At 72.2% G+C, this 12,311-nt stretch carries 9 protein-coding genes; 5 read left to right on the top strand and 4 right to left on the bottom strand.

Going from position 1 to position 12,311, the window contains the following annotated elements; translation table 11 throughout:
* The first annotated feature begins 18 nt into the window (after positions 1–18).
* Entirely contained in the window at positions 19–1,767 is a 1,749-nt protein-coding gene (locus POL72_RS36740) for an MYXO-CTERM sorting domain-containing protein (protein ID WP_272101472.1), read from the top strand.
* Here POL72_RS36740 and POL72_RS36735 read toward each other — a convergent pair.
* Positions 1,759–3,816 carry a CotH kinase family protein gene (locus POL72_RS36735; RefSeq protein ID WP_272101471.1) on the bottom strand — a complete coding sequence of 686 codons (2,058 nt, stop codon included), beginning with the start codon at positions 3,814–3,816 and terminating at the stop codon, positions 1,759–1,761. The genes POL72_RS36740 and POL72_RS36735 overlap by 9 nt on opposite strands.
* A gap of 73 nt (positions 3,817–3,889) precedes the next feature.
* Here POL72_RS36735 and POL72_RS36730 point away from each other — a divergent pair, with 73 nt between their 5' ends.
* Positions 3,890–4,633 (top strand): Uma2 family endonuclease, encoded by a 744-nt coding sequence (locus POL72_RS36730; RefSeq protein ID WP_272101470.1) that lies wholly within the window; start codon positions 3,890–3,892, stop codon positions 4,631–4,633.
* Between the two features lie 57 nt (positions 4,634–4,690).
* Here the strand turns inward: POL72_RS36730 and POL72_RS36725 are convergent, their stop codons facing one another.
* The gene (locus POL72_RS36725) at positions 4,691–5,572 is read right to left on the bottom strand and encodes an NAD-dependent epimerase/dehydratase family protein (RefSeq protein ID WP_272101469.1); all 882 of its coding nucleotides are present in this window, start codon (positions 5,570–5,572) and stop codon (positions 4,691–4,693) included.
* 233 nt (positions 5,573–5,805) lie between these two features.
* Between POL72_RS36725 and POL72_RS36720 the strand changes: the two genes are divergently transcribed.
* Entirely contained in the window at positions 5,806–6,474 is a 669-nt protein-coding gene (locus POL72_RS36720; protein ID WP_272101468.1) for a hypothetical protein, read from the top strand.
* Positions 6,475–6,692: 218 nt separating this feature from the next.
* Positions 6,693–8,225, top strand: a complete 1,533-nt coding sequence (locus POL72_RS36715) for a protein kinase domain-containing protein (RefSeq protein ID WP_272101467.1) — start codon at positions 6,693–6,695, stop codon at positions 8,223–8,225.
* A 214-nt stretch (positions 8,226–8,439) separates the two neighbouring features.
* Here POL72_RS36715 and POL72_RS36710 read toward each other — a convergent pair whose 3' ends face one another.
* Together POL72_RS36710 and POL72_RS36705 are read right to left on the bottom strand one after the other, a co-directional pair.
* A complete protein-coding gene (locus POL72_RS36710) occupies positions 8,440–9,948 on the bottom strand; it encodes a phenylacetate--CoA ligase family protein (RefSeq protein WP_272101466.1) in 1,509 nt (502 codons plus the stop codon).
* Positions 9,949–10,055: 107 nt separating this feature from the next.
* Positions 10,056–11,084: an NAD-dependent epimerase/dehydratase family protein gene (locus POL72_RS36705; protein ID WP_272101465.1), complete on the bottom strand. Its 1,029-nt coding sequence runs from the start codon at positions 11,082–11,084 to the stop codon at positions 10,056–10,058.
* 184 nt (positions 11,085–11,268) lie between these two features.
* On the opposite strand from POL72_RS36705, the gene POL72_RS36700 reads away from it, so the two are divergent.
* Complete coding sequence (locus tag POL72_RS36700; RefSeq protein ID WP_272101464.1) at positions 11,269–12,264, top strand: DNA polymerase III subunit; 996 nt, start codon at positions 11,269–11,271, stop codon at positions 12,262–12,264.
* Positions 12,265–12,311 lie beyond the last annotated feature (47 nt).

Genomic DNA, 12,311 nt, shown 5'->3' with positions numbered 1-12,311 from the left:
GTCGGAAGGAGAAGCCCGATGCGCTGGTCGACCCCCAACAAACCGTCTGCTCTCGCGTGGCGTGTGGCCCTCCTCGTGGCGCTCGCCGCGGGCGGGACGGCGCGCGCGGACGTGGTGCAGCCGAACGGCACCGTCATCCCCGTGATCACGAACCGGCTCAGCTCTCTGCTGAACGGCTCGGCAAAGAACGACAGCCTCGACGAGATGATCGACGTCGTGGTCGACGCCGCGGTGGAGCCCCAGGTGTTCTCGCCGCTCTGCGAGTTCAGCGGCAAGTACATCGACAAGGGAGGAGGCGCCAACTTCGCGGTCGGCTGGTACAACGTCGATGATGCCCGCGACAGCGGCGACCCGCCGCGGTACGTCCCTGTGGACACCGGCGCCAACCTCGGCACGCCGGCGCCGGAGAGCGATATCCAGATCCTCTTTCCGTTCTCTGGCGCTCTGCCGCCCGCAGAGAAGCGCGAGCTGACGGCCGTCTCGATCCGGGAGAACCCCGCCTACGCGGGCGGCCTCATCGGCTTCGTGCTGATCCCCAACCCGAACGGCACCGGCGATGGAAACGCCACGCAGTACCACTACACCGAGCATCGGTTCAACGTGGAGTGTACGGCGTGCGCGAGTCCGGGGCCCTGGTACTCCGATCTCATCTACAGGTCGAACCAGCTCGCCAACACGTTCTACCTGGGGTTCGAGGATCTCGACTTCCGGAACGCCGCCGGCGCCGCGGGCGTCAACGGCAACGACCTCGATTACGAGGACTTCCTGTTCCGCTTCTCCGGCATCACGTGCCCCGCGGCCGGCCAGCCGTGCGAGGTCGAGGAGAACGTGGGCGCGTGCCGCGCGGGGATCTCGGACTGCGACGCGCAGGGACAGGCGATCTGCACGCCGATCGTCGAGCCTGGCAGCCAGGTCGAGCAGTGCGACGGCATCGACAACGACTGCGACGACATCGTCGACGAGGAGGCGCCCTGTCCGGAAGACCAGGTGTGCAGCCGCGGCCGCTGCGTGAACCGCTGCGGCTCGGCCGAGTTCCCGTGCGATCCTGGGCTCGTGTGCGTGGAGGGCCTGTGCGTCGAGCAGGCGTGCGTCGACGCGAAGTGCGATGTCGGCCAGGTGTGCCATGACGGCGTGTGCCGCGCCCCGTGCGACGGCGTGGTGTGCCCGCACGGCCAGACCTGTCGCGGCGACCGCTGCCTGGATCCATGCGACGGCGTGACGTGCGGCGCCGGCGAGGTGTGCGAGAGCGGCGTGTGCGTTGTCGAGTGCGGCTGCCGGGGCTGCCCGTCGGACGACCGCTGCGCGGCGGACACCGGGCGGTGCGTCGAGGCGGCGTGCGCCGACGTCGCGTGCGGCGAGGGCACCTATTGCCGTAGCGGGGCGTGCGTCGACCTCTGCGACGGCATCGTCTGCCCCGCGGGCGAGCGGTGCGTGGCCGGCATGTGCGCCGAGGAGCCGCCGTCTCCTGCCACCACGACGTCGGCGGGTCCGACGCTCGACGTGGCCGCCTCGGTCGGCGCGGGCGACGCCGCGTCGGGCTCGGGCGGGGCCGGATCGGGCTCGGGCGGAGCTCCCTCCACCGGCGCCGGCGGGGACGCGAGCGGGAGCGGGGAGTCGGCGGGCTGCAGCTGCAGCCTCGGCGGCGACGCGCCCTCCGCCGGCGGAGGGGCCGCGTTGCTCCTCGCCGTGGGCCTCGGGCTCCGCCGCCGGAGGCGCGGAGACCCGGGGCGCTCGGCTCCGGGCCTCCGTATCCGTCGCTCAGGGTGATTCGGACGTCGGGCCGAAGAACTCGACGTCATCGATCTCGATGGTGCCCGAGTCGACCTTGTCCTTGCCGAGGAAGCCGTTCGCGCGAACGCCGTTCATCTCCGCGCTGAAGGAGAGGCCGACGATCGATCGGAGCACGTCGTTCACGTCGTCGCCCGGGTCGCGCCCCTGATCGATGGCCCAGCCGGGGAGCGCCATGTCGGCGAACCTCAGCTCGATCAGCGTCGGCTCCGCGGTGAGCCGCACGTCCCACCCGTGACGGACCCCCGTGAGCCCTTCGCTCTGCGCCGGGCTCTCGACGTCGAAGCGCATCCCCCGCGCCGCCTCCGCCCGCGCCCAGAAGCGGACCCCCTCGAGCGCGGTCGCGTCGATCACGCCCTCGGCGAGAGGCACCCCGAAGTACACGTACTGCCCCCAGGGAGCCGCCTCGTCGCGGAAATCGAAGCGGAGGAGCATGCTCTGCGCGCCGTTCAGCGGATCTTCCTGCGAAAGGCCCGGCACGGCGCTCGACGCGTTGTTGGTGGACACCACCGTCCCGACGTAGAGCCCGAGCGTGTCCGCGGCCTCGAAGTCGTTGATCCCCGTCGCGGTGAACGAGAAGGGCGCGAGCGGCGTGTCGCTCGCGAAGCGCCCCAGGCGCTCTCGCAAGATCGGCAGCTCGTGCCTGAGGCGCTCCACCGCGGGCTCCCACCCGGCGAGCCCGGGGCCGAGCGGGTCCTCCTCGACGGCGGCGCGGATCAGCGCCGCGTACTTGTCGACCTGCTCCTCGAGCCGCCCCTCGCTGAACGGGCCCTCATAGAGCGCCTGGAGCGCGGCCTTGTAGCCCGCTGCGTCCTGGTTCAAGGCGCCGAACAGCGCGTCGCAGCCCGGCGGGCGCACGAGCTCGGAGCCCATGAACACAGGGACCAAGGCGCTGCAGTCCGCCGGCGTCTCCGTCCAGCGCGGCACGTGGCCGAAGTAGGTGCTGGGGCCGAGGGTCTGATCGAGATCCCACGGGATGAGGTGGAACTTGCCCGACGAGGACTCGTCGTAGAAGTAGAAGTTGTGGTTGGCGGCGACGCCGGCCTCGTTGGCATAGTAGGTCGTGACGCCGTCCCAGTTGACGATCGTCTCGTCGACGGCCATGTAGCGCTGCAGCTGCTCGATGTCCGTCCATTCCGACAGCGCGGAGAGGCGCCCCGCGCCCTCGGCGGACGCGAGGGCGGTCGAGAACGCGATGAAGCGGCTGTGCGTGGCCGCGTCCTCGTTCGTCTCGATCCGCTCCGCGTAGTAGCCGGCGTCGTCCGAGACCGGCCACGCTTCCTTGTAGAGATCGCCGTCCGGAGCGTCGGAGAAGTGGTGTTCCAGGAAGCGGCCATCCACGTCCTCGACCATCGAGAAGAGCCCCTGCGACTCGCCGTTCACGCTCAGCGTCGCCCACGCGCTCCGCGGGGCGGCCACGCCCATCTCCCGGAACAGGCCATAGGCGATCCGCTCGTGGAGCCGTGTGGGGTCCCAGATCATGGAGTGGAAGTTCAGGCGCTTCTGCGCGTAGAAGCGCTGTCCGTCGACGTACTCGTCGAACTTCACCTTCATGCTGAGCTTCGGACAGGTGAGGTTTCCCTCCCCGTCGAAGCACATGTCCAGGGTGCCGTAACCCCCCTTGAAGCGCAGGCCCACCACGCCCAGGCTCTTGCCCTTGTAGCAGGCCTCGGCCTCGACATACTGCTCGTCACGGGCGTTCTCCTTGAGCTCCGCCCAGCGCTCTTCCGGAAGATAGAAGTCGAAGCGCGGGACCTCCTCCGCCGCGTACAGCTCGTCCGCGTCGCGGTCGGCCAGCGCGGGGTCGGACGGCTCGCACCGCGGCGTCGGGGGCTGCCCGCCGCTCCCGCCGTCGCTCGTGCCGCCCTCTCCACCGGCGCCTCCGGCGCCTCCGCCTCCAGCGCCTCCGGCGCCGGCCCCGCCCGAGCCGCCTGGCCCGACGCCGCTGCTCGCGCCTTCGTCATCACCGCAGCCTGCGCCCACCGCGGCAGCCGCAAGTGCAAGCACCATCCAATACCCAAGCTTCATCCAACGATCCTCCAAGAACCTCGACACTAGTCGCGGCCCTCCCGTCCGTCGATGCCTGATTTTCACGGCCTACATGGATGCCTCGCTGGACATCGTGCGTCGCCGCGCCTTGCAGGCGCGCCGCGCGACCCCGCTCATGACCGGGCACGAGGCGCGCGGTGATGGTACTTTTTCAGGCGTGAGCCAGCGCCCGTATCCTGAGCCCCAGGCAGCCCGCCTCTTGTCCGTCGCGGAGTGGGCAGCGCTGCCGGAAGACGAGGCCGGTGAGCTCATCGATGGCCGCCTGGTCGAGGAAGAGATGCCCGATTGCGTCCACGAGCTGGCCGTCGCCTGGCTCATCCACACCCTGCGGGCCTGGCTCATCCCGCGCGGCGGCTTCGTCTTCGGCTCCGAGGTGAAGTACGCGCTCAGGCCGCGGCGCGGGCGCAAATCCGACGTGTCGGCGTTCCTTCCGACCTCGCGGAGGCCCCCGGCCCGTGGCGCCGTCGGCGTCCCGCCGGACATCATGGTCGAGATCGTCTCCCCCTCGCCGCGGGACAGCCGGCGCGATCGCGTCGAGAAGCTCGAGGAGTACGCCGCGTTCGGGGTGCGCTGGTACTGGTTGCTCGATCCGCAGCTCCGCACCCTCGAGATCCACGAGCTCGCGCGCGGCGGGCTCTACCACCACCGCCTCACCGCGCCCGGAGGGGTGCTCCCGGAGGTCCCGGGCTGCGAGGGGCTGACGCTCGATCTGGACGCGCTCTTTCGCGAGCTCGACCGGCTCGACGCGACGGAGCCGCAGGAGCCGCCGCAAGGCAGCGCGGACGACGAGTCGTAGCAGCGCGAGCGGCGAACGGCGCGGTCGCGCGGCGTCCACCCGCGATGCCAGCGCAGCTCACCCGCGGTGCCGCGGGCCGCGCTCGCTCGCCGCGGGGGCCGGCGCCTCGGCCTCGACGGCCAGGCACGCCTCGAACCCTTCGACGTAGCTCGGATAGAGCAGCGCCATGCCGAGGGCGCGCTTGATCTTCGCGTTGTCCACGGCGCGATCGTGGCGGAGCGTCTCGTGCAGATCCTCCCGCGGCGCGCCGGCCGGCAGCGCGAGGCCGAGCCGCGCGCAGAGCCAGCGGACGACCTCGATCTGCGGCACGGGCGCGTCGTCCGCGACCAGGAAGGCCTCGCCGGGGGCGGCGCGCTCCAGCGCCGCGAGCGCGAGGCGCGCGAGGTCCTCGACGTGGATGCGCGAGACGACGTTCCTGCCCTGCCGATCGCCCACGCCGGTCATGCGGAAGTCGCCGCGCAGGAGCCGCTGGTGCAGGCCGCGGCCCGGGCCGTAGATGCCCGCGGCGCGCAGCACCACGGCGCCACGCGCGCGGTACACGTCCTCGGCCGCGAGGCGCGCCGCGGCGCGCGGGCCGTCGGCCGACGTGGGCGTCGCCTCGTCGATGCGCCCCGTCGCGTCGCCGTACACCGCGGTCGACGAGACGTACGCGATCGCGCGCGCGCGGCGGAGCGAGGGCGCGATCGCGGCGTCGGTCGCGCCGTCGGGCGGGAAGGCGACGAGCACGTCCGCGCCGTCCGTCACGAGCCGGTCGACGGCCTCGGCGGTGAGGGCCGGGAGGACGCTCACCTCGATGCCTGCCTGCGCGAGCTCCGCGGCGCGCTCGAACGAGCGCGTCGTCGCGACGACGCGGCCGCCGGACGCCCTCCGCAGGCCGGCGACCACCGCGCCGGTGAAGCCGCAGCCAAGGACGATGAGCGGGGGAGAGGTGTTGAGCATGGGTGCTGGGCGAAGCTTCTACCAGCAAGCGCGAGAGGACGCCCCCGCGGCGCGAGAGCGCCGCCGGCCGCGCCCGAGGTGCACGGATGGGGCCGCGACATCGTCGTCTTCGTGCGCGTGGGTCGCCAGGTCGGCGCACCGCTACCTAGGATGGTCATGGCAGGGCTGGCCGCCGCGCTGCGACCGCCGGCATGGCGGGGGAGCGGCGCACCGAAGGCAGGAAGGACAGGGAGATGGGTAAAAGGGAGAGAGCGAAGCAGTTGCTGCTCGTGGTCGCGACCGCGGGGCTCACCGCGTGTGAGGAGGACGGCTCGACCAATCCACCGTCTCCACCGCTCGAGTGCGTCAATGTGGCCCACAGCTCCTGGCAAGGGCTGTGGGCGACGGGGTGGTTCAACAAGGATCCCGAGGATGATCCCTTGGCTCCCCTTCTCATTCAGCTGAACCATGACGGCGAGTGGACCGAGCCCCCCGTCGTGACGGCCTTGTCCGGAATGACCATCAGCGCCTTCAACGAGTCGAGGACCATCGTCGCCCGCATGGACGACGGCGCCACGACCGCCAGTTTCCATGTGCGCGGTCAGCTCGCGGACCCCGAGACGACGTGCGACGTGGACCGCACGTTCACCGTGACGATCGACGAAGAGAACAAGGTCGAGATCACGAGGCACGACGCGCTCCCGTTCCTGCCGCACAGGCGCGCCTCGCTCGATCCGCGCAGGCACGCCTCGTTCGACGTAATGCGATGCGACGGCGGCGACGTCGGGCTGCGCGCGCCGGGCGGCGACGGCAACGAGCGCGTCCCACGGACGAAGGCCGCTGGCACCACCGAGGCGACAGCCGACGTGGCGCGCGGCGACGCTGGCCGGAGGGACCGAGCAACGACCAGGCGAAGAGGCTGAGCGAGCGCGACGAGCGCGGCCCCGCGGTGGCGTCGTGGGCATCTCGACTCACGGGTCGACCGCCCGCGCCCCGGGGAGCCCCCCGGCCGCTTCCACGGCCCGGACGGCGCGGATCCACGGAGGGTCGAGGGCCCGCGCCGCGTCTGGTAGCCTGGTCGACGCGGAGCGGGCGGCCGGGACGCGAGCGAGCTCGCCGCCGCAGCGACGCTCCCCTGCGCATGGCGGCCCACGTCTTCATCTCCTACGCCCCCGCGGATCGGTCGCACCTCGAGGCGCTCGAGGCGCACCTCGCCTCCCTCAAGCGGCAGGGCCTGGTGAGCACGTGGCACCGCGGCCGGATCGGCCCAGGCGCGAGGCGCGACGAGTCGATCGCGGCGGAGCTCTCCTCCGCCGAGGTGGTGCTGCTGCTGGTGAGCGAGGCGTTCCTCGCCTCGGACAGCTGCTACGAGCGCGAGCTCGGGCGAGCGCTGGAGCGGCATCGCAGCGGGGAGGCGCGCGTGGTGCCCATCCTGGTGCGCGCGTGCGACCTGGAGGGCACTCCGCTGGCGGAGCTCCAGGCGCTGCCTCGCGATGGAACCGCGGTGGCGAGCTGGGCCAATCCGGATGAAGCGTGGAGGGAGGTTGTACAGGGCATCCGCGCGGGGGTGGAGGAAGCCGCCGCGAGCGCGCGGCCGAAGGCGGCGCTCGCCGGCGCAACCGCGCTGCCCGGCGCGCTCGGCATGAGCCTGCGCGAAGCAGACGAGGCGATCCGCGATGTCGACAGGCAGATCGCCGCCGCGCGGAAGCGGCAGGCGAGGCTGAGGGCCGTCGGCGCGAGCACCGAGCAGGTGGACCGGGAGATCGTCGACCTCCGGCGCAAGCGCAGGGAAGGCGGCCAGCTCCACGTCGGCGAGGAGCTGAGCGACGGCCGGTACCTGCTGCTGGAACGGGTCGGGCGCGGCGGGTTCGCGACCGTGTGGCGCGCGCTCGACGCGGGGCGGGGCGACCTGCCCGTCGCGATCAAGGTGCTGCACCCGAACCTGGCGGGCGACGAGAGCCGGCGGGAGCGGTTCTTCCGGGGAGCGCGCGCGATGGCGGAGCTCGACCACCCCGGCGTGGTGCGCATGCTCGATCCCAAGGGCGAGGACAGCGGCTGGCATTACTTCGTGATGGAGCTCGTCCATGGCGAGGACGTGCACAGCGCGGTCATCGGGAAGCGGCTGCCAGCAGAGCGGGTGATCCCGATGCTGCTCAGCGCTGGAGAGGCGATCTCGTTCGCTCATGAGCGGGGGCTCGTGCACCGGGACGTGAAGCCGGCGAACATCCTGCTCGACGGAGAGGGGCTGCCCCGGATCACGGACTTCGATCTGGTCTGGGCGCGCGACACGACGGGGGGCACGAGGAGCGGCGCGCTGGGGACCTTCCTCTATGCGGCGCCGGAGCTGATGCACCGCCCGCAGGACGCCGACGCGCGCGCGGACGTGTACGGGCTCGGCATGACGGCGGTGTTCTGCCTCTATGGGGCGGAGCTGCCGCCGATCATGATGCGGTATCCGGGGCGGGTGCTCGAGCGGCTGCCGTGCAGCGACGCGGTGCGGAAGGTGCTGGAGCGAGCGATCGAGTTCGAGGCTTCGGAGCGATTCCCCGACGTGGCGTCCTTCTGTTGGGCGCTCTGGGAAGCGGCTTCCATCACCCCGGCCCCGCCCACGGACGAGGACGGCGCGGAGCTCGATCCGTTGGACGAGGCCGAGATCATAGACGACGAGCCGTGAATCTGCCTCTTCTCCCCATCGGCGTTGACCGCGATTCACCCCTATCGTCCACATGCACATGGCCGAGTGACCGCCGTCGACGTCCGCGCTCGGTTACACGGCCTTGCCATGAAACATGGCCCCAGCCACGGCCGGGCTGCCAGGCCCAGCGAGCGCAGGCACAGGGCAAGAATCGTCCAGAGAATGACGTAGGGCGCGTCGAACGCAGATGCCGTCACCCACCCTGCTTGCGCGTATACCGGTGCTTCACCCCGAGCGGGAAGTACTCCGGATCCCCCGCCGCCCGCAGCGTCACCCGCGGCGCTCGCTTCCCTGCCGGCACGTAGTTCCTGAACTCGCTGTTCAGCCGGACGAGGTGCTCCTCGATCGACCGCTCCGCCGCCTCGCGCCGCGCCTCGCTCTCCCCTTCTCCCGGCGCGAGCTCCACAACCACCGAGAGGACCACATCTCTGTCCGCGCCCTCGCGGACCTCCAGCACGAACTTCCCGGTCACCCACTCCTTCACGCCGGGCTGCTCGATGCCCACGACCACGTTCTCCGGATAGATGTTCGCCCCGAAGTACGACACCGTGAAATCCGAGCGCCCGAACACATGGACGAACGGGAGCTCCCGGGCCCCGCGCTCCCCGTCGAGCTCCCGCCGCGGGTCGAAGCCGAAGCCGGCCAGGGCCGCCATCATCTCCGCGTGTGGAGTGACGCCCCCGCTGTCGAGGATCGCGTAACGGACGAGCGGGACGCCGTTGTCGCCCGAGAAGAGGAGCATCCCGTCGCGCTGCTCGAAGAACCGCTCCGCCGGGTCGTACTGCACGAGCGTGGGGAGCCGGTCCTGCCCGAACAGCGCGCGCGCGGCGTCCGGCCTCCGCGCGAGGAACCGGCGGATCGCGACGCTGAGCGGCGTCTCGTTGCCCAGCACGCCGGCGTCCGCCGTCCCGTACAGCGAAGCCGAGTCGTAGCAGGGCGACGTCGACCCGACGCGCTCGCCGACCAGCGTCCGCCACTCCTCGCTGAACACCTCCCCGGCCATCACGAGCTTGATCCGGAAAGGTGCCCAGTCGACGCCCCGGGCCCGCCCCGTGTCGATGACGTCCTTCAGGAACGGCGGATAACCGAGCAGGACGACCTGCTCGAACGCCGGCCCCAGATCCTGCACGACGCGGAAAATCTCGTCCTTGTTGTTGCCCGGCGTGACGACCGTGATCGGATACCCCTTCGCCGCCAGGTGACGGCAGCACGCGGCGGTGTACATCCCGCCGACCCACGAGCCGAGCGCGAAGCACACGACGGCGAGCGTGCGGCGCGTGTCGGCCCGGAAGCCATCGTGGAACACCTGCTCGAAGCGCCTGGCGACCGGGAGCTCGTCCGTGATGGAGCGCGGCCAGAACGTCGGCTTGCCCGTCGAGCCCGAGGAGACCGCGATCATGTCGCACGGCTCGATTCGCCCGCCGCGGCACAGATCCGCGATGGGGTGCCTGAGCACGTAGTTCTGCTTCGTGATCACCGGCAACGCCGCGAAATCCGCGGGCGTCCGGACCGCCGCCGGGTCCACGCCGTGCTCCGCGAGGAAGCGGCGGTAGGCAGGGACAGCGGCGGCGACCTCGTGGAACAGCGCGAGCGCGCGCTCGGCCGGATCGGCCTCACGGTGCCGCGACAGCGCCGCGTCGAGCGGCGTGCTCAGGAAGGCGTCGATGGCCGCCAGCACCCGCTTGGGTTGCACATCCTGCATCGCGAGATCTCCCTCCGTCCGATGGTTCGCAGAAGGCGGGCGCCGGTTCAACGAAAGCGCCCGCCTGCCTCTCTATCCCCCCGCGGGCGAGGGCGCCCCGCGCAGGGTCAGCGCCCTCCACCCCTCCCCGCGCCGGAGAGCTCCGCCGCGAGCGCGATCTCTTCGGCGCGCTTCTCGTAGCCGTCCGGCGGCTCGGACGGCGGGTTCGCGAGCAGCGACGTGATCACCGTCTCCAGCCAGCGCCGGAGCGGCGTGTGCTGGAAGCCGAGCTCCGCCTTTGCCTTCGCTGGATCCAGCAGCGACATCCAGCGATCGCTGAACGGCGACATCGCGACCGGATCGATGCCGCGGGCCCTGAGCGCCGCCGACGGGATCGGCGCGAGCCGCGCCGGCGCGCCGAGCAGCGAGGCGATGAGCTCGAGCAGCTCGGGGAGCGTCGGCGTCTCGTCCATGCAGAGGTTGTACGCCTCGCCGAAGGTCGACGGCGCGAGGAGCAGCTTCACGATCGCCCTCACGACGTCGCCGCTGTAGACGTGCCGCACCGGGTGTCCGCCGCCGTCCGGGACGAGCAGCGGACCGCCGTCGAGCATGCGGACGATGTACCGATCGAGGCGGCGGTAGGGATCGCGCTCCCCGTTCACCATCGGGATGCGCAGGACGGTGGCGGGGAAGCGGTCCCTCTGCCAGGCGGCGGCGACCTCCTCCTCGCAGCCGCGCTTGTTCATGCCGTAAGACCACGCCTCGCGGTCCTTTTCGCCCGCGGGCTCCGGGAGCAGGGGGCCGTGGTAGTCGCGCTCGCGTGACGGCCGCGGGCACGCCTCCCGGACGAGGTACACCGAGCCGGTGCTGATCATCACGTAGTGGCCGACGCGCCCGCCGCCGAGCGCCTGGGCCGCCGCGCGGCCGTCCGCGGCCGTGTACGCGGTGAAGTCCACCGCGGCGTCGAACTCGCGGCCTCCGAGCGCCTGCGCGAGATCGCCGGCCGCGCGATCGCAACGGACCCGCGCGACCCGATCGCCGAACGTGTCGGGCGTCGCGCCGCGGTTCAGCAGCGTGATCTGGTGGCCCGCCGCGAGCAGGCGATAGACCAGGAAATGACCCATGAATCGAGTGCCGCCGAGCACGAGGACGCGCATGCGCGGCAACCTATCACCGCCACGCGCAATGACGATGACGAGGACGCCACATCGCGGCGCGAGCGGGCGCCGCCGATGACGAGGACGCCACCGCGCGCGGGAAGGTAAGGACGCCGCCGCCGGGCGGCCGCGCGCGGCGCGGAGCGGGACCAGGTCGACCCCCGGTCGTGCTAGATAGCGGGCCGTGCCGTTCTCCCACATCCTCGGCCAGGACACCGCGATCGGCACGCTCGTGCGCGCGCTCGAGGCGGGCCGCGTGCACCACGCCTACCGCTTCGAGGGCCCGCCGGGCGTCGGCAAGGAGCTCGCGGCCGTCGCCCTCTCCCAGGCGCTCGTCTGCACCGGGGGCGACCCGCTCGGCTGCGGCCGCTGCGACGCGTGCCGGCGCGCGGCCGCGCGCTCCGACGGGCGCCCCGCGGCGCCGCTCCACCCCGACGTGCAGATCGTCGCGAAGAACTTCTACCCCGCCGCCGTCATCGGCCGGAGCCGCGACGAGCTGACCGAGATCTCGGTCGACCAGGTCCGATCCATCGTGCTCGCCCACGCCGCCTACCCGCCCCACGAGGGGCGCGCTCGGGTGTTCATCGTCCGCGACGCCGAGGACCTCAGCGTCGGCGCAGCCAACGCGTTCCTCAAGACGCTCGAGGAGCCGCGGCCCGGCACCCACTTCATCCTCTTGACCTCGCGCGGCGACCGCCTGCTCAACACGATCCGCTCGCGCACCCTGCCCGTGCGCTTCGCCCCGCTCTCCGAGGCCCTCATCCGCCGCGTCCTCCGCGATCGCGGCGTGCCCGAGGGGCGGCACGACCTCGCCGTCGAGCTCGCCGCCGGCAGCGCGTCCACGGCGCTCGATCTCGCGGACGAGGAGCAGACCGCCTCGCGCGACGCCTTCGTGAAGGGTGTCCTCGACGCCGCGGCCGCCCGGGATCTCGGCCCCGCCGTCGCGTTCGCCGAGTCGGTCGACCGCGACAAGGGCGCCCTCAAGGACGACCTCCGCGCGCTGAACGCCGCGCTCGCCCGCGAGGCCCGCGCCGCGGTCGCGTCCGATCCGCGCCGCGCAGGCCTGTCGGCCCGGCGTTACGCGGCGGTCTCCCGCGCCGTGGCGCAGCTCGAGCGCAACGCCTCGCCGAGCCTCGCGATGGCGTCGCTGATCGCGGAGCTGCGCAGCGTCGTCGGCTGACAGGCGCCGCGCGACGCTGCGATGCCTGGCAGGCCGCGCAGGCCGGC

This window comes from Sorangium aterium (assembly GCF_028368935.1).
Lineage (GTDB): Bacteria > Myxococcota_A > Polyangia > Polyangiales > Polyangiaceae > Sorangium > Sorangium atrum.
The sequence above is the reverse complement of the archived record's forward strand: the minus strand, read 5'-3'. Positions and strand labels throughout refer to the sequence as shown.

Coding starts and splice junctions, on each gene's coding strand:
- POL72_RS36740 (WP_272101472.1), top strand. CDS start 19: ATGCGCTGGTCGACCCCCAACAAACCGTCTGCTCTCGCGTGGCGTGTG.
- POL72_RS36705 (WP_272101465.1), bottom strand. CDS start 11,084: ATGCGCGTCCTCGTGCTCGGCGGCACTCGATTCATGGGTCATTTCCTG.
- POL72_RS36720 (WP_272101468.1), top strand. CDS start 5,806: ATGGGTAAAAGGGAGAGAGCGAAGCAGTTGCTGCTCGTGGTCGCGACC.
- POL72_RS36735 (WP_272101471.1), bottom strand. CDS start 3,816: ATGAAGCTTGGGTATTGGATGGTGCTTGCACTTGCGGCTGCCGCGGTG.
- POL72_RS36730 (WP_272101470.1), top strand. CDS start 3,890: ATGGATGCCTCGCTGGACATCGTGCGTCGCCGCGCCTTGCAGGCGCGC.
- POL72_RS36710 (WP_272101466.1), bottom strand. CDS start 9,948: ATGCAGGATGTGCAACCCAAGCGGGTGCTGGCGGCCATCGACGCCTTC.
- POL72_RS36725 (WP_272101469.1), bottom strand. CDS start 5,572: ATGCTCAACACCTCTCCCCCGCTCATCGTCCTTGGCTGCGGCTTCACC.
- POL72_RS36715 (WP_272101467.1), top strand. CDS start 6,693: ATGGCGGCCCACGTCTTCATCTCCTACGCCCCCGCGGATCGGTCGCAC.